This is a genomic window from Mucilaginibacter sp. PAMB04168 (assembly GCF_039634365.2).
Taxonomy (GTDB): domain Bacteria; phylum Bacteroidota; class Bacteroidia; order Sphingobacteriales; family Sphingobacteriaceae; genus Mucilaginibacter.
In genome coordinates this window covers 3,302,108-3,317,943 of sequence record NZ_CP155079.2, presented here as the reverse complement: position 1 = coordinate 3,317,943, position 15,836 = coordinate 3,302,108, and the positions used below count along the sequence as shown (strand labels likewise).

Genomic DNA, 15,836 nt, shown 5'->3' with positions numbered 1-15,836 from the left:
AGAATATTGCCTTTTATTACAGCGCCAGCCACAAATTGTAAAAATAATGTTACCTGGATAAAGAAACGCTGTCGGGCGTGTTTAGTTTGAAACAAAGGTTGGTGTAATATTGATTTTCAGAAGCAGAAAGTTGATAGGATGCGGCGTAATAATCTTTTAGTCCGGGCTGCTGCTGGTAAGCTTTTGCATATGGCGATTTAAGCGTGCGCTTAAAAACGTAGCCGGCATTCTTAAAGTGCACGAAGTAACTTACATTACAACGTTGCGCCAACAAGTTGTTAAAAGCCACATAGTCGGCACTGTTGTTTAAAAATTCATTGTTCAGATAATTCTGTTTAAAGTTGGCTAAATCATGCGACGAGTTAGCCAGTACCAGATAATTATCTAAAATTATAAAATAGGGCCGGCGAAACGGTGTTAGGGCATCGCCTAATAAAAATAAGAAAACCTGGTTATAATTAAGCTGCCCGCTTTCCTCATCTGGTGTGAGTGTACTAATGTTGTTAAGGTATGGCCTAAGTGCTGTACCGTTTTTCACTTTAATAATGGCTAGCTTTTCTTGAAAACGGGTGGTAATTACGGCAAACTCATTATCGAGTAAATTGTCAAATTCCTTGTTGAATTGCACGCCGGTTTCGTTCTTTATCTTTTTAAAAAGCGATGATTTGTCTGCTTCTAAACCTGCCTTGTGTTGCCAGCTATTCAACAACTTTTTAAATAACTTTACATCCGGTGTTGCATAGCTACAGCCATAGGCAGTTGTGGAGGGAAACAAATTCTTCAGGTCCATTGCAACCGGGGCCATCTTTCTGAAAATGTCAACATAACTAATGTGCTGAGCGCTTTTAAACGTTGTAAACCCATTAAACATTAAGGCGTCGCTCTTATAATTTAGGCTTAAAGTAGCGGTAGCGGGGAGCATAGGCAAACCCTTCCAAAAATCTACATTTTCTCCTTTGTATAATTGGTTAAGTAAAGGTCCAACTTGCTTGTAATTGACGTAAAGGGTGCCTAAAGAAGTTGCATTTTGCTGATCAGGTAATAAAACAAATTGGCTTGTTTGCTCATTAGCAGCATACTTCAAGCTTTCCTCTACTAGGTCTTTCGAAAAACTACCCAGCCAAATACCACTACCTTTGTTAGCCAGATAAAAGTCTGAATCAAGCGAATCGGTTTTTAGTGCATAGCCTGCTTTTTTACCAAATTTAACAGCTTTTAATTTAACGTTGGGCTGGTGCACTGCCTGTGCTATAACATTATTGCCTAGCTCTGTTGTGGTAGATATGGTTATTAAAAATGCCAGGCTGTCATCACGTTGTGGGTGTATGGAGACGAAGATATTTTGATCAGAAAAGAAAGGCTTTAACAAATTGTTGCCCAATACAGATTGACGTAGCGCGTGTAACTGCGCCATTTTGTTTTTGCCTGTTACAGCACTAAATAGGCTGCTTTTTTGGTAAATGTCATAAAAGCTGTCATCATTGTTAAACTCAAAAATTAAGGCTGCTGACGGCGGTATGGTATTGATTACTTGAGTGGCTCGTTGACCCGGCGGGTTCAGGTGTTTAAAATATGCAACTGTTACCACCGCGGTTGCTATCAATAAAAGTATGGTGATGATAATCAGTTTCTTCATAATGCTTTACAATAGGCAAATGTAGATTTTTACCTTGTGCCAATAAAGGAATACTTGCAATTGGTTAATTTAGCATGAATTTACATCTGAATGAATAAAAGAATAATTGTTACTGCAGCGTTATTAGGCGCACTGGCTGTTATTACGGGCGCTTTTGGCGCCCATGGATTGAAGGCCCGGCTCGAACCACAGCAACTGCAAGTATGGGGTACTGCCGTTCAGTATCATTTTTACCATGTTTTTGCGTTATTGTTTCTGGCAGCATTTAACCGCAGCAATAATAATTTTACCTATGCCAGTTACTGGCTGTTTACGTTGGGTATATTATTTTTTTCCGGTTCATTATACTTGCTGGCCTGTAATAGTATACTGCAATGGAGCTGGCTCCACGTGTTGGGGCCAATCACACCAGTAGGCGGACTGTTGTTTATAGCCGGCTGGATTACACTGGCATTAGGCGCCGGGAAAGAAAAATAAATCATGTTAGAATTTGCTGAAACACACCACACCGACCGTGTTACTCTTTTTGCAGAGGTAATACTGCCGCTGGCTATTTCTAAAAATTACACGTACCGTGTGCCATTTGAACTTAATGATGCCGTTGCCATAGGTAAACGGGTGGTAGTACAGTTTGGTAAAAGCAAATTATACACTGCGATAATTAAAGAGATTACAAACGAAGCGCCTGGTAGGTATGAGGCCAAATATCTAATGGATGTGTTAGATAAAGAGCCTGTTGTTACGCCACAGCAGTTGGAATTTTGGAAGTGGCTGGCCGATTATTATTTATGCAACATAGGCGAAGTGATGGCTGCGGCGCTACCATCGGCCCTAAAGCTGGCCAGTGAAACCCGCATTATGCTCAACCCCGACGAACATGTTGACCGTTCTCAATTGCATGATAAGGAATTTTTAATTGTAGATGCACTTGACCTGCAACCTGTGCTCACGGTAAGTGATATTGTAAAGCTGCTGGGCCAAAAAACGGTAATGCCGGTGCTCAAATCCATGTTTGATAAGAACATCATCCACATATCGGAAGAGGTGAGTGAGCGTTATAAACCCCGTAAGCGTACTTACATCCGATTAAATCCGATTTACGATGATCCGGACCAGTTGAAGGCCTTGTTTGTACAACTCGAACGCCGGGCACCTAAACAGGCAGATGCCGTTTTAGCTTACATCAAATTGTCGCGCGAGAAAAAGCTGGTATCTAAAAACGACCTTACTGATGCAAGTGATGCAAGTTCATCTATCATTAAAGCATTAACAGATAAGCAGATATTGATAGCAGAAGATAAAAATGTAAGCCGGCTTTATTATGAAGATTATGAATCATTTGCAACCTTCAACTTAAATGAGGCACAGCAAGGGGCGTTAGAAGATATACAACAGCAATTTCATGAAAAGGAAGTGATATTACTGCATGGTGTGACATCATCCGGGAAAACGCAAATATATATCAGGCTGGTAGAAGAAGCTATACGGGCCGGCAAACAGGTTTTATATCTATTACCAGAGATTGCCTTAACCACGCACGTTATTGAGCGTTTACGTAAATATTTCGGTAATGATATAGGTGTTTACCATTCCCGTTTTAATGACAATGAACGCGTAGAGGTGTGGCAAAAGGTACTAAAGCATGAATACAAAGTGGTACTTGGCGCACGTTCATCGGTATTTTTGCCGTTTGATAATTTGGGCCTTATTATCATTGATGAAGAGCACGAAACTTCTTACAAGCAGTTTGAGCCAGCTCCGCGGTACAATGCTCGCGATGCCGCCATTTATCTGGCGGGCCGTTATCAAGCTAAAGTATTGTTGGGGTCGGCCACACCATCATTCGAATCTTACTTTAATGCCCGTACTAAAAAGTATGGTTTGGCCGAGTTAACAGAACGCTTTGGTGGCGTAAGCCTGCCGCAAATTGAGGTTGTGAGTATTACAGAGGAAACCAAGCGCAAAACCATGCAATCGCACTTTACGAGTGTGCTGATGAAGGATATGCAAAATGCTATAGCCAATAAAGAACAGGTTATTCTTTTCCAGAACAGGCGCGGTTACGCACCTGTATTGGTTTGCCGTGTTTGCGCCTTTACACCGCGTTGTATCAATTGTGATGTAAGTTTAACTTACCATAAAAGTAGTAGCCACTTACATTGCCATTATTGTGGTTATAAAGAGGAATCACTCAATACCTGCCCGGCATGCGGTTCAACCCACTTGGAGTATAAAGGCTTTGGTACGGAAAAAATAGAAGACGAGCTGCAGGTTTTGCTACCCGATGCACGCATAGCCCGTATGGACCTGGACACTACCCGCACACGCAATGCTTACCAAAACATGCTGAACGACCTTGAGGAAAAACGTATAGACATACTGGTAGGTACGCAAATGGTGGCCAAGGGACTGGATTTTTCCGATGTAACCGTTATTGGTATCATCAATGCAGATAGTTTGCTAAAGTATCCTGATTATCGTGCCAACGAGCGTAGTTTTCAGATGTTGGCACAGGTGAGTGGAAGAGCCGGAAGACGGGGCAAGCAAGGTAAGGTGGTTATACAAACATACAATCCGCATCACCGGGTTGTTGACCAAGTAATACGGAATGATTATAAGGAACTTTATTTGACTGAGATAGAGGAACGTAAGAGCTTTAAGTATCCGCCGTTTTATCGCATCATACAAATGGACGTAAAACACAAAGATGCGGAACGATTATTTCATCAGGCCGAGTACCTGGCTAATGAACTTCGTAAGCACTTTGGCGACCGTGTGATAGGGCCAGAGTTTCCGTTGATAAGCCGGATACGTAACTTTTATATCAAATCTATCATGCTAAAATTCGAGAAGGACAGTGTTTCTATTGCTAAGGTTAAAACCGTAATTCGCGATGTGATTTTGCAGTTTCAGACTACCAAATTAAGTAAAGGGTGCTTGGTACAGCCCAATGTAGATCCTTACTAAGGCGGGCTATCTTTTAATATCGTACAAATGGATAAAATTCGGACCACTGTTGTTAAAACCACATTGAAATTTAGCTTCTGATATAGTGTAAATAATTTTTACTTGAATATTATTCAGTTTAAAAGCCTCAGGCAAATTATCGGGGCTGTAAGTTGTTCCGTTTGTTCTGATCAGCCATCCACAACCATCCAGGGCCGGGCTTCCACTATCAATAATGGTTGCAGTGGCTTCCAAGCGATCGTCTTCAATTTCTTCACAATCGTGTTTATTGCAAGCTATTGTTGATATGATCAACAGACAAGCCGCGAACCACGCTTTTGTTGGTGCAAATTTTGTCATTTAGTTATTGTTTAAATAAGTACGTGCAGCATTGCATAAATGCAACAACGTTGATTGTTATCAAATTGTGAAGTTTAGCTTCGATGCCAAACATCTTAGAACAATTTTTTACTGTGCTTACACCCAATAGCTTAAACGCCAATCACGCCCAAACTTTTTACAGTATCATCAAAAAGCGCCCGTTTTAACGTAGATTTGCAGAACAAATGGCTTACAAGTTTATTGATAATTACCGCGAGAAGGGTGCCCGTAAAAGGTTGGTTGAAGTTTTAAAAAAGAAGGGTATTGAAGATGAACAAGTGTTGGCCGCTATTGGTAAAGTACCCCGCCATTTCTTTTTTGATGAAACCTTTTGGAATCAGGCTTACAAAGATATTGCCTTTCCGATAGGGGCGGGGCAAACTATTTCACAGCCCTATACCGTAGCTTACCAGTCTGAGTTATTGCATATTCATAAAGGGCAAAAGGTGCTGGAAATAGGCACCGGCTGTGGTTATCAAACCTGCGTATTGATGGAATTAGGTGCGCAGGTTTATACCATTGAGCGGCAGGAGAAACTTTATGAGCGTACCATACAGGTGTTGCCATACATGGGTTACAAACCGCATTTCTTTTTAGGCGATGGCTCTAAGGGCATTGAAGCCCATGCACCTTATGATAAAATTATTGTTACTGCAGGTGCACCCACGGTGCCCGAAATTTTGTTGCGACAATTAAATGTGGGCGGCTTACTGGTTATTCCGGTTGGCGACGAGAACGAGCAAAAAATGGTAACTATTTTAAAAGTAGCTGAAAATGACTACGAAAAGGTAGTATTGGATACCTTTAGATTTGTACCACTGGTAGGCGACAAGGCATGGTAAGCATTTAATAGGTAAACGATGTTATGCCGACCCCGGTGTAGTACTGTATATATAATAACTTCCCATCACACCCTTCCTAAATCAAGGTTATCTTTTCATTACCCGGCTTAATTCAATCTTGGTGTCGCGCTCCTTCATGGTTTCGCGTTTGTCGTAAGTCTTCTTTCCCTGGGCCAGGCCAATTTTTAATTTGGCGAAGCCGCGCTCACTGATAAACAGGGCAAGTGGTACTATAGTAAATCCTTTTTCTTCAGATCGGGTACGAAGTTTTTTTAGCTCTTTTTTATTCAGCAGCAAAACCCTGTCGCGCTTGGCCTCGTGGTTATAAAATGAGCCGTGCGAGTATTCGGATATGTGCAGGTTGCGAACGTACAACTGGTCGCTGATGAATGTACAAAAGGCATCGTTTAGATTAGCCTTTCCATCACGGATAGATTTAATTTCGGTACCCAGCAATTTTATGCCGGCAGTATACTCGTCGAGTATATGATATTCAAAATACGCTTTTTTATTTTTTATATAGAGTTGTTCGTTCATGATGGCTGAGCATGCAAATATGCAAATTATTTTTTGGCTGGTTTTACCACCAGCACAGGCACATTTACCAGGTGCCTTACCGTATCAACAGTAGTGCCATAAATTAAATCTTTCATGGCCTTATGGCCGTGCGATCCCATTACCAAAAAGTCAACACTTTCGTCGCGTACAACCTTGGCTATGGCGTTTGCCCTATTTCCATAACCAATTCGCGTTACCGATTGGTAGCCTAATTGCTCAAGCGCCGTTACGTATTGTTCCATATTGGCAAAATCGCTTTGGGTTTCATAATCCATTACTTGTGTGCCGTGATAACGGGCGCCTGCAGTTTCAACAACATGTATAAGCGTATACATAGCCTTTTTGCCGCCTTGCGTTATGGCGTGCTTTATGGCTATTTGGTCATTGTTCGAAAAATCTATAGCAATGCCAATGCGGTTGTAGCTCACCTCATCCAACTCCTGGATAGCTACTGCGATGCCGTGCGGCACGGCAGCTGTGCTTTTTGTTGTTTTGCTAATTAATGGCTTGATGAATACATACAGCAGTAAGACGCCTACAGCTATAGCTATAGGAGTAATTACGTAATGCACAATATAGCGGGATTGGGGGTTGGCATCACTCCACTTATTAATTTCTTCAATAACCAAGCGTGCATTTAAACCTACGATCAAAATTGCAAATATCCAGGCCAATATTTTTATCCACGGCTTTATCACAAACTTGCCCATGGTTTGCTTGTCTGAAGTAAAATGTATCAGTGGTATTACGGCAAAGCCGAGCTGTAAGCTCAAAACCACCTGACTTAAAACCAGCAAACGACCTAGTCCGTTCTCGCCGGCGTACAGCAAGGTGAGGTATGCCGGTAGTATAGCCAGCAAACGGGTCAGCAAACGGCGCAACCAAGGCGCTATGCGCAGATTGAGGTGGCCTTCCATTATAATTTGGCCTGCCAGCGTGCCGGTTACAGTTGAGCTTTGACCAGCCGCAATTAAGGCAATGGCAAACAGTTTAGGTGCCATTGAGCCAAAGATATTACTTAACAATTTGTGCGCATCCTGAATTTCGGCAACCTGATGGTAGCCGTTACGGAAAAATGCACTGGCTGCTAAAATCAATATGGCTGCGTTTACAAAAAAGGCAAGATTTAAAGCTATAGTTGTATCCCAAAAGTTAAATTTTAAGGCACTGCGTATACCAGCGTCACTCCGGTCTATTTTTCTGGTTTGCACCAGGGACGAATGTAGATACAAGTTGTGTGGCATTACTGTTGCGCCGATAATACCAATTGCAATGTATAACGCATCGTGATTTAGGGGGGATGGAATAAAGCCCTTGGCTAGTTCCGGCAAATCGGGCTTTACAATAATCATCTCTATAAGAAACGAAAACCCAACAATAAAAATCAGCGAAACAATGAAACCTTCAAGCCGTCGCATACCTTTGTTGAGCAGGAAAAGTAGCAGTATCGTATCCAGCATGGTGATAGATACACCCCAAATAAGCGGCAGGCCAAATAACAACTGCAAGCCAATGGCCATACCAATAATTTCGGCCAGATCACATGCTATAATAGCAATCTGAGCCAAAACGTATAAACAGAAATTTATAAATCGTGGATAGGTGTTTTTTGAGGCCTGGGCTATATCCAAACCTCTTACAATGCCTAACCGCGCGCTTAATGATTGTAGCAACAGCGCAATTAGGTTCGACATCAAAAGCACCCACACCAATTTATAACCAAACTGGCTACCCGCCTGTAAATCGGTTGCCCAATTGCCCGGGTCCATATAACCTACACTAATCAGGTAAGCGGGGCCAATGAAAGCCAGTATTTTACGCCAGCCGGTTTTATTTTGGGTTTCAACCGAACTGTGTACGCTGCTGAGCGATTCACTGTTAGTACTCATATAATTATTAATAAATTTTTAGCCACTTCATGGCTTATATTAAATTCCTTGTTGTTTGTATGTAATTGCACCGAAAGGTCATAATCTGTAACTTCCTTTACAGTTATAGTTTGGCCAATTGTAAGCTGTGTCTTTTCCAGATACTGCAAAAAAGCAGGGGAGTGGTTGGCTACACCTGCAATGGTGCCGCTTTGATCCTTACAAAGCACTAACATTGGCTGCATTTGCTGCTGGATTATCCGGCCGTCTGCATCTGGTATTGGGTCGCCATGCGGATCAAATTGCGGACATCCCATAAACTCATCCAGCCTGTCAATTAATTTTGTCGAAGTAATATGCTCCAGTTCCTCGGCCATTTCGTGTACTTCATCCCATTTAAAGTTTAATTTTTCTACTAAAAAATATTCCCACAGGCGGTGCTTGCGTACAACAGCTAATGCAACCTGCTCACCACTTTCGGTTAAACTAACGCCTTGGTAGCGTGTGTAGTTGATGAGCTTTTTATCAGCCAGCTTTTTAAGCATATCTGTAACAGAGGCAGCTTTGGTGCCAAGCACCGCCGCAATATCATTTGTTGTAGCGCTTTGTGTGCGTACAAGTAAATGATAAATGCTTTTTATATAGTTTTCTTCTGTAAATGAGTGCATTTATACAAATCTAATATTAAATTTAGGCTTGTCTAAATTTTAAAACTTATAAAATTAACTTTTGTTTATCAAACTGAATAAAAAATTTTATTTTGTGCTGTACTGATATATCTTTGCAAACATGGGTGCTGAATTAGATAAGATAGACTTACAAATACTTAAAATACTTCAAGAGAACGGACGTATCACCAACCTGCAACTATCCAACGAAATTGGGTTATCGCCGGCACCTACCTTAGAACGTGTACGTAAGCTGGAGAATGCGGAATACATTAAAAGCTACCATGCGTTAGTAGATGAAGAGAAACTGGGATTAGGCATAAAAACGTTTATACAGGTCTCTCTGGACTTTCATAAAAGCAACACAATAGATGTTTTTTTAAAAGAAATTCAGAAAATAAAAGAGGTAACGGAGTGTCACCATGTGACCGGGCAATGCGATTTTTTGCTGAAAGTGTATGTACGCGATATAAAGCTTTACGAGCAATTAATTATGGATAAGATAAGCCGCATACCCGTAGTAAAAACATTCCAAACTATGATGATTATGTCGACCAGTAAGAAAGAGCCTACTGTGCCTTTAGAATATTAGTAATTTAAATTTACAAGTAAAAACTGAAACGGCTGCATGTATAACACTTGCAGCCGTTCTCGTTTAAATAAAACCTTACTTTACAGTGCCTGGCTTTATAGTTCAGTCAATTTGCCAGTCGATAGGTGTTTTTCCGTCGGAAGTCAGTATACCATTTGTTTTTGAGAAATGATGACAGCCAAAAAAGCCGTTATCGGCAGAGTAGGGCGATGGGTGAGCAGCTTTAAGCACATGATGCCTTTCGGTATTAATAAGCTCGGTTTTTGCTTGTGCAAATTTGCCCCATAGCAAAAATACAATGCCTTCTTTCTGTTCCGAGATGGTACGAATTACCGTATCAGTAAAAATCTCCCAGCCTTTCTTTTGATGTGAACCTGGTTTGCCCGCCTGTACAGTAAGTGTGGCGTTCAACAGCAATATACCTTGGTTGGCCCATTTGGTAAGATCGCCATGATTAGGAATTGTAAAGCCCGGGATATCCGTAGCTAACTCTTTGTAAATGTTTTTGAGGGATGGCGGCACTGTTATGCCTTTTTGTACGGCGAATGACAGACCAAAGGCCTGATTTGCCCCATGATATGGATCCTGGCCTAAAATAACTGCTTTTAATTTGTTAAAAGGCGTATGGTTGAAGGCATTAAAAATATCGCTTCCTTTAGGATATACTTTATGGCCGGCATCTTTCTCCTGTTTTAAAAATTCTTTGAGCTTAATCATATAGTCTTTCTCAAACTCATTATGAAGTACTTTTAGCCAGGATGGTTCCAATTCTATTGCCATATAAATATTTGTGCGGTTAATTGCTTAAACGTATAAATAAACGGATATTTGCACTTTAATACAACAAAGTACAAACGATGTCTAATATTGTTCGGTTAATAATAGCCTGTGTGGTAATGGGTGCAGGCGTTACCCTGTGTGCCTTTGGTTTTTGGGGCTGGGGCATTTTGGTGTTCCTGATTGGTGGTTTGGTATTACTTACTTTCTTTTTTAACGAAAATATGCTGGTTGCCCAGTATTACCTGCGCAAAGAGAATTCTGAAGAAGCTGAAAAGTGGTTAATGAAGATTACTGATTACGAAAAACAATTATTTAAAGGACAACATGGTTACTATAACCTTTTAATAGGTCTAATAGAATCTCGCAAGGCGCCTTTAAAATCAGAGAAATACTTTAAGAAAGCTATATCATTAGGTATGACCATGTCGCACAATATAGCGCTGGCCAAATTAAGTTTGGCTGGCATATCAATGGCTAAACGTAACAAACGTGAGGCGCAGCAATACCTGCAGGAAGCTGCTAAAGAAGACAAAAATAAATTGCTGGCAGAGCAAATCAAAATGATGAAGGGCCAGATGGCTCAAATGGATAAGCAACAAGTACAGCGTGGCGGTTACCGCAACTTTTAATTAGTTTACAAGAATAAAAAAAGGCTTGAATGATAAACATTCAGGCCTTTTTTATTTTTCATCGATGCTGCCAAAGTAGTTGGGCTCGGCGTTGCGGTAGCTCGGTTGTATATTACGGTCGGGCATTATAAAGCTATCATCAGATGGGTTCGAAAATTCAACCAGTTTCAGCAAAGAACGTACAAAGGATACATTAAACTTTTTACGGTCTAGCTTAATTAAAAATTCTTGTTCTGTTATTTCAAGTGTAGAGTTCATATAATTCTCATTTTTATAAAAGTAAATGAGTATTATGAACACGAAGTTATTGTTATTTTAAGTTTTGGTTAAGGATGTGTCTTAAATAGAAAAGACTGTAGTAATGCAGCCTTTTCTATTATTTATTAATGTGAAAAGCATTTATACTTTAAGTAGGGCATGTGGCGAATGGTCATCCAATACTCTTCCCTGATATCCTCATCAATTAGAACAGGACGTTGAGCGTAAAGTGAATCACAACCGTTCTTTTTGCACCCGCTAATCCAATATGCTTCACCCGTTTCCTCTTCAATGCAATTGTATTTATACCCAATTACCTTTATAAAGCTTTTGCCACCATAGTACATCGAGCGGCCTGTCTTAGAAAATTTTACTTTTCCAATCCGGGCATTGCCAGTTACATCGCCGGCTTTTCTTTCAATGTACATAATGTGGGTCATAGTTATAATGATTATTCAAACCAAGCCATTACACTTTCTTTTGATGGTATGGTTAAATCAAGCTTTAACTTTTTGCGCATGCCGCCTAAATCGTTGAATACCTTGTTAGGATTGGCTGCCTTTAAGTCCTCAACAGTGTTAAAGCCCATCTTATTGATAACCGGTACCCACTCGGCCGGAACGCCTATGTTTACAAAATCATCTATAGTAACCACTTTAGCTTTTTTCTCGGGGCGCATTTGCGGAAAGAACAAAACTTCCTGAATAGTGCTTTGATTAGTCATTAGCATCACCAGGCGGTCTATACCTATACCCAAACCCGACGTTGGCGGCATGCCGTACTCCAGCGAGCGAAGGAAGTCTTCGTCCATCGCCATAGCCTCCTCATCACCACGGCCGGCTAACAGTAGCTGCTCTTCGAAGCGCTCACGCTGATCTATAGGGTCATTCAATTCACTGTAAGCATTAGCAATTTCTTTACCATTTATAAATAGCTCAAAACGCTCTACCAAGCCGTCTTGGGTACGGTGTTTTTTTGCCAACGGCGTCATTTCAATCGGGTAGTCGGTTATATAGGTAGGCTGTATCAGATTTGCCTCCACTTTGGCACCAAAAATCTCATCAATTAATTTGCCTTTACCCATCGTAGCATCTACCTCAATAGCCAAATCGCGACAGGTTTGACGCAATTGTGGCTCATCCATTTGAGATACGTCTATATCCGTATACTTCAAAATTGATTCATACATAGATAATTTCTCGTAAGGACCAGCAAAGTTTATATCATTACTGCCTACTTTTACAATTGGTGTTCCATGTACTGCAACAGCCACTTTTTCCAGGCACTCTTCTACCATCGCCATCATCCATATATAATCTTTGTAGGCTACGTAAATTTCCATAGCGGTATATTCCGGGTTGTGGGTACGGTCCATACCCTCGTTACGGAACATTTTGCCAAACTCGTACACACCATCAAAGCCAGCTACTATCAGTCTTTTCAAATACAATTCATTAGCTATGCGCAAGTAAAGGGGCATATCCAACGTGTTGTGATGCGTGTTGAACGGACGAGCTGCTGCGCCGCCGTGTATGGCTTGTAAAATAGGAGTTTCTACCTCCATCCAACCTTGCTCGTTAAAGTAATTACGCATGGTGCTTACCACTTTTGAGCGGTTGATGAAGATCTGTTTGTACTCGGGGTTAACTGTCAAATCCACATAACGCTGGCGGTAGCGTAGCTCAGGGTCTGTAAAGCCATCGTAGATGTTACCGTCATCATCACGTTTTACAACCGGAAGCGGTTTTAATGATTTGGCTAATACGTTTAATTCCTGTACGTGTACAGAAATCTCGCCGGTTTGAGTTAAAAAAACATAACCTTTAATGCCAATGTAATCGCCAATATCCAACAGTTTTTTAAATACGGTATTGTAAAGCGTTTTATCCTCACCAGGGCATATGTCATCGCGCTTAATGTAAACCTGTAAGCGGCCGGTCGAATCCTGTATTTCAGCAAAAGAAGCGCTGCCCATAATGCGGCGCGTCATGATACGGCCTGCAATGGTTACTTCTTTATATTTATCAGGGTTAGTGTTAAAGTTGGTAATAATGTCATTTGCCCACGCGTTCACAGGGTAGGCCTCGGCAGGATAAGGGTTTATACCCAGCGCCCTAAGCTCCTGTAAAGACTTGCGACGTAATATTTCTTGCTCAGATAAAGCTGCAATACTCATAATAATAAACGGTATTTTTAAAGCTGCAAAGATAGGGATTTTTACTCAGTGGTTTACAGCGAATAGGTATACATGGTAGGTGCGGATAGGCAGGAAAAAAGAAAGGCTAATCATTTTTAAAATGATTAGCCTTTCAGAAGGTTAGCGCAACGCTGTTATTGGTTATAATAGGCGTTGGTTTGTATTTGAGCAGTAAGCTTTTTAGCATCGGTGGCCGCAGCCAAACCTTGTAACCATACTGTATAAACGGCATTTGATTTTAAGTTTGCGTTGGGTATAGATGCTAATACTGTATTTGTGCCTGTTTGGCGGATCTCAAGCGTGTACGTGCCATTGCCTTGAACAGGTACAAACGTCGAGAAGCCTTTGTAAGCTTTATTGTTTACTAACACTGCACCATCTTTAATGGCCAGATCAACAGCTGGGGCAGTTGGGCTTACGTTCACCAAACGAATAGCAGCCTGACCTGCAGCCGGCTTTTCAATAGCGTCTTGTAACAAAACAAAATCTGGTGTCGCAGTTAAATTGGTTAAGTATAACGTGTACGCCCTGTCAACATTCAGGGTCATCGTATCCGACTTAATTTTAGTCTGCGTGCCAGCTACGTAAAAAGAGGCAGTTCTTTTACCGGTGTAAGCGTTAATGTAGTCGAGCCCGTTGCCATAGCTAATAGGGTAATTATTGCCACGGTTCTGATCTAGATAAAAATCAAGCGGCTGAGAATCGGGTGAGGCGTTAATTACCGAAATTAAGGCGGACTTAGGTGCTACGTAACCGTCATTATCATTGTCTTTTAAACAGGAAGTAAGTGTTGTTGACACTAAAAACAAAAGGCCTAAAATCTTCACACTCCCTTTAACCATTTGTGTAATGTTTTTCATTGCTGTACGTATTAATTAAACTTTATAAAACCTTTACGCAGGGTTTTATAAAAACGCTACTGGCGGTTAAAAATTTTAATCATCATTACTTTAAAGGCGGTAAATTTGACTGAAGATACAGGTATGATTAAGCTTCTGACTGGTCGGCTGCCTGTTGCAAATTAGTGCCAAATCGATTTTGCTGAATGCGGTCGTATTCCTTCACATAATCCGGGTGTTCTGTACCCATCAACCTATCCCACACACGAAAATATAAGCCGTAATTTCCTTTAAACTTGCTGTGATGTAAATTGTGGTGAACCGAAGTGTTAAGCACCTCGAACAAAAATGAATTACGCAATTGTTTAGGGGCAATCTCATAGCCAAGGTGGCCGTAAACGTTGATCATAAAACCAATTACCGTAAAAAGCATTACTGTAAGCGGATGAACGGGTATCAGGAAGATGATTATGAACAAAACAGCACCTTCTGTCCAAGCCTCAATAAAGTGGAATGAATAGGACGACCATGGCGAAGGATTAGTTGATTGATGGTGAACTAAATGTGCTAACTTAAAAAGCTTTTTATGGTGTAATAAACGGTGCATCCAGTAAAAATAGGTGTCATGAATAACCAAACTAATGACAAGACTGGCGGTTATCCACCAAGAAGGATAAGCATTTAAATCGGTGTAAATAAGCGTGTGGTTTTTTAGTGGGGTGTAAAGGGCCAGATATCCGATAACAACCAGCACAGCTGTGGTTTGCATAGAGTGCAGTATCTCCCGCTTAAAATCTTTTATATCTGCCTCCCGTTTTTGAATCTTGTTATTGGCAAACCAGTTGGTTAAAAATTTATAGAACACAAAAAACGGCACACCCGCAATTACAAAGTAGCGGACAGCCGATACGCTGAATATTTTAATGAATATTTCTAAAATAGGGTGCATAACAATAATTCTTTCGAACTCAAAATTACACAGCGGTTAATAACCGGCAATTAACAAAAGATAATTATCGTTTATGGGTTTGTGCAATTCGCTTGCGGATGCGGCTTAGTGATACTGGTGTTACGCCAAGTAGGGTAGCCAGATATTTGTTATGTACCCGGTTGAAAATATTAGGCTTTTCTTTCATCAATTGCAAATATCTCTCCTCGGGCGTATACAGTACAAATGACTCCATTCTTTCCAACGCTTCGGCCAGCATACGCAATAAAAATAAATTGCGATGAGATGAAAGCTTAGGGTTATTATCTAGAATCGCCTGTATGCGCTCATAATCAAACTCCAGTAACGACGTGTCTTCAAGTGCCTCGTAAATGAAGCGGGAAGGCTGATTGAGGATGATATTATCATGGGAGGCTACAAACTGGTTTTCCCAACGCAACATTAGCGTAATATCATCACCATTTTCCTTAATACAATAAGCGCGTATTAAACCACTACGTATTAAGCCGAGCTTTTTAGAGGCAGCGCCTTGCTCAATGTATACATTACCAGCTTTTAAATTACGAGAATGAGCCATTTTAAACAGCTCATTCAGGTCGGATAAACTCAGACCTTTAAAAATGCCGAGATAGAACTTTATGTCTTCGGGTGTGAGCATGTGCTAATTAGTAACCATTACCTGTTAATGTATTG

The 15,836-nt window shown here is 40.9% G+C and carries 17 protein-coding genes; 5 read left to right on the top strand and 12 right to left on the bottom strand.

Annotated features, from left to right (window positions below):
• Positions 1-49: 49 nt before the first annotated feature.
• On the bottom strand, positions 50-1,636 hold the full coding sequence (locus ABDD94_RS14185; protein WP_345952793.1) for a hypothetical protein: 1,587 nt from the start codon (positions 1,634-1,636) through the stop codon (positions 50-52).
• A 90-nt stretch (positions 1,637-1,726) separates the two neighbouring features.
• On the opposite strand from ABDD94_RS14185, the gene ABDD94_RS14180 reads away from it, so the two are divergent.
• Both ABDD94_RS14180 and priA read left to right on the top strand, forming a co-directional pair.
• Positions 1,727-2,113, top strand: a complete 387-nt coding sequence (locus tag ABDD94_RS14180) for a DUF423 domain-containing protein (RefSeq protein ID WP_345951429.1) — start codon at positions 1,727-1,729, stop codon at positions 2,111-2,113.
• A 3-nt stretch (positions 2,114-2,116) separates the two neighbouring features.
• Positions 2,117-4,603 carry a primosomal protein N' gene (gene priA, locus ABDD94_RS14175; RefSeq protein ID WP_345952792.1) on the top strand — a complete coding sequence of 829 codons (2,487 nt, stop codon included), beginning with the start codon at positions 2,117-2,119 and terminating at the stop codon, positions 4,601-4,603.
• A 6-nt stretch (positions 4,604-4,609) separates the two neighbouring features.
• Here priA and ABDD94_RS14170 read toward each other — a convergent pair whose 3' ends face one another.
• Complete coding sequence (locus ABDD94_RS14170) at positions 4,610-4,942, bottom strand: hypothetical protein (RefSeq protein ID WP_345952791.1); 333 nt, start codon at positions 4,940-4,942, stop codon at positions 4,610-4,612.
• A 206-nt stretch (positions 4,943-5,148) separates the two neighbouring features.
• Here ABDD94_RS14170 and ABDD94_RS14165 point away from each other — a divergent pair, with 206 nt between their 5' ends.
• On the top strand, positions 5,149-5,805 hold the full coding sequence (locus tag ABDD94_RS14165) for a protein-L-isoaspartate(D-aspartate) O-methyltransferase (RefSeq protein ID WP_345951432.1): 657 nt from the start codon (positions 5,149-5,151) through the stop codon (positions 5,803-5,805).
• An 87-nt stretch (positions 5,806-5,892) separates the two neighbouring features.
• Here ABDD94_RS14165 and smpB read toward each other — a convergent pair whose 3' ends face one another.
• Genes smpB through ABDD94_RS14150 form a run of 3 tightly spaced genes read right to left on the bottom strand, consistent with a single transcriptional unit; the run spans position 5,893 to position 8,899 of the window.
• On the bottom strand, positions 5,893-6,342 hold the full coding sequence (smpB, locus tag ABDD94_RS14160) for an SsrA-binding protein SmpB (RefSeq protein ID WP_345952790.1): 450 nt from the start codon (positions 6,340-6,342) through the stop codon (positions 5,893-5,895).
• A gap of 26 nt (positions 6,343-6,368) precedes the next feature.
• Complete coding sequence (locus ABDD94_RS14155) at positions 6,369-8,252, bottom strand: Nramp family divalent metal transporter (RefSeq protein ID WP_345952789.1); 1,884 nt, start codon at positions 8,250-8,252, stop codon at positions 6,369-6,371.
• Complete coding sequence (locus ABDD94_RS14150) at positions 8,249-8,899, bottom strand: metal-dependent transcriptional regulator (protein WP_345952788.1); 651 nt, start codon at positions 8,897-8,899, stop codon at positions 8,249-8,251. Before ABDD94_RS14150 ends, ABDD94_RS14155 begins: the two co-directional genes overlap by 4 nt.
• A gap of 121 nt (positions 8,900-9,020) precedes the next feature.
• Between ABDD94_RS14150 and ABDD94_RS14145 the strand changes: the two genes are divergently transcribed.
• On the top strand, positions 9,021-9,491 hold the full coding sequence (locus ABDD94_RS14145; RefSeq protein WP_345951436.1) for an Lrp/AsnC family transcriptional regulator: 471 nt from the start codon (positions 9,021-9,023) through the stop codon (positions 9,489-9,491).
• A gap of 102 nt (positions 9,492-9,593) precedes the next feature.
• Here the strand turns inward: ABDD94_RS14145 and ung are convergent, their stop codons facing one another.
• Positions 9,594-10,271: a uracil-DNA glycosylase gene (gene ung, locus ABDD94_RS14140; RefSeq protein ID WP_345952787.1), complete on the bottom strand. Its 678-nt coding sequence runs from the start codon at positions 10,269-10,271 to the stop codon at positions 9,594-9,596.
• 77 nt (positions 10,272-10,348) lie between these two features.
• Here ung and ABDD94_RS14135 point away from each other — a divergent pair, with 77 nt between their 5' ends.
• Positions 10,349-10,900 carry a DUF2892 domain-containing protein gene (locus ABDD94_RS14135; protein WP_345952786.1) on the top strand — a complete coding sequence of 184 codons (552 nt, stop codon included), beginning with the start codon at positions 10,349-10,351 and terminating at the stop codon, positions 10,898-10,900.
• 51 nt (positions 10,901-10,951) lie between these two features.
• Here the strand turns inward: ABDD94_RS14135 and ABDD94_RS14130 are convergent, their stop codons facing one another.
• The 6 genes from ABDD94_RS14130 to ABDD94_RS14105 all read right to left on the bottom strand — a co-directional run bounded on the left by ABDD94_RS14130 (position 10,952) and on the right by ABDD94_RS14105 (position 15,801).
• Entirely contained in the window at positions 10,952-11,158 is a 207-nt protein-coding gene (locus ABDD94_RS14130; RefSeq protein ID WP_345952785.1) for a hypothetical protein, read from the bottom strand.
• 125 nt (positions 11,159-11,283) lie between these two features.
• On the bottom strand, positions 11,284-11,598 hold the full coding sequence (locus ABDD94_RS14125; RefSeq protein ID WP_345952784.1) for a hypothetical protein: 315 nt from the start codon (positions 11,596-11,598) through the stop codon (positions 11,284-11,286).
• 11 nt (positions 11,599-11,609) lie between these two features.
• The gene (gene lysS, locus ABDD94_RS14120) at positions 11,610-13,334 is read right to left on the bottom strand and encodes a lysine--tRNA ligase (protein ID WP_345952783.1); all 1,725 of its coding nucleotides are present in this window, start codon (positions 13,332-13,334) and stop codon (positions 11,610-11,612) included.
• A gap of 155 nt (positions 13,335-13,489) precedes the next feature.
• Entirely contained in the window at positions 13,490-14,215 is a 726-nt protein-coding gene (locus tag ABDD94_RS14115) for a DUF4397 domain-containing protein (protein WP_345951441.1), read from the bottom strand.
• A gap of 127 nt (positions 14,216-14,342) precedes the next feature.
• Positions 14,343-15,143 (bottom strand): sterol desaturase family protein, encoded by an 801-nt coding sequence (locus tag ABDD94_RS14110; protein WP_345952782.1) that lies wholly within the window; start codon positions 15,141-15,143, stop codon positions 14,343-14,345.
• A 64-nt stretch (positions 15,144-15,207) separates the two neighbouring features.
• Positions 15,208-15,801 carry a Crp/Fnr family transcriptional regulator gene (locus ABDD94_RS14105; RefSeq protein ID WP_345952781.1) on the bottom strand — a complete coding sequence of 198 codons (594 nt, stop codon included), beginning with the start codon at positions 15,799-15,801 and terminating at the stop codon, positions 15,208-15,210.
• Positions 15,802-15,836 lie beyond the last annotated feature (35 nt).

Excerpts from the sequence above, each read along its gene's own strand:
- ABDD94_RS14185 (WP_345952793.1), bottom strand. The coding sequence starts at position 1,636 with ATGAAGAAACTGATTATCATCACCATACTTTTATTGATAGCAACCGCG.
- ABDD94_RS14180 (WP_345951429.1), top strand. The coding sequence starts at position 1,727 with ATGAATAAAAGAATAATTGTTACTGCAGCGTTATTAGGCGCACTGGCT.
- priA (WP_345952792.1), top strand. The coding sequence starts at position 2,117 with ATGTTAGAATTTGCTGAAACACACCACACCGACCGTGTTACTCTTTTT.
- ABDD94_RS14170 (WP_345952791.1), bottom strand. The coding sequence starts at position 4,942 with ATGACAAAATTTGCACCAACAAAAGCGTGGTTCGCGGCTTGTCTGTTG.
- ABDD94_RS14165 (WP_345951432.1), top strand. The coding sequence starts at position 5,149 with ATGGCTTACAAGTTTATTGATAATTACCGCGAGAAGGGTGCCCGTAAA.
- smpB (WP_345952790.1), bottom strand. The coding sequence starts at position 6,342 with ATGAACGAACAACTCTATATAAAAAATAAAAAAGCGTATTTTGAATAT.
- ABDD94_RS14155 (WP_345952789.1), bottom strand. The coding sequence starts at position 8,252 with ATGAGTACTAACAGTGAATCGCTCAGCAGCGTACACAGTTCGGTTGAA.
- ABDD94_RS14150 (WP_345952788.1), bottom strand. The coding sequence starts at position 8,899 with ATGCACTCATTTACAGAAGAAAACTATATAAAAAGCATTTATCATTTA.
- ABDD94_RS14145 (WP_345951436.1), top strand. The coding sequence starts at position 9,021 with ATGGGTGCTGAATTAGATAAGATAGACTTACAAATACTTAAAATACTT.
- ung (WP_345952787.1), bottom strand. The coding sequence starts at position 10,271 with ATGGCAATAGAATTGGAACCATCCTGGCTAAAAGTACTTCATAATGAG.
- ABDD94_RS14135 (WP_345952786.1), top strand. The coding sequence starts at position 10,349 with ATGTCTAATATTGTTCGGTTAATAATAGCCTGTGTGGTAATGGGTGCA.
- ABDD94_RS14130 (WP_345952785.1), bottom strand. The coding sequence starts at position 11,158 with ATGAACTCTACACTTGAAATAACAGAACAAGAATTTTTAATTAAGCTA.
- ABDD94_RS14125 (WP_345952784.1), bottom strand. The coding sequence starts at position 11,598 with ATGACCCACATTATGTACATTGAAAGAAAAGCCGGCGATGTAACTGGC.
- lysS (WP_345952783.1), bottom strand. The coding sequence starts at position 13,334 with ATGAGTATTGCAGCTTTATCTGAGCAAGAAATATTACGTCGCAAGTCT.
- ABDD94_RS14115 (WP_345951441.1), bottom strand. The coding sequence starts at position 14,215 with ATGAAAAACATTACACAAATGGTTAAAGGGAGTGTGAAGATTTTAGGC.
- ABDD94_RS14110 (WP_345952782.1), bottom strand. The coding sequence starts at position 15,143 with ATGCACCCTATTTTAGAAATATTCATTAAAATATTCAGCGTATCGGCT.
- ABDD94_RS14105 (WP_345952781.1), bottom strand. The coding sequence starts at position 15,801 with ATGCTCACACCCGAAGACATAAAGTTCTATCTCGGCATTTTTAAAGGT.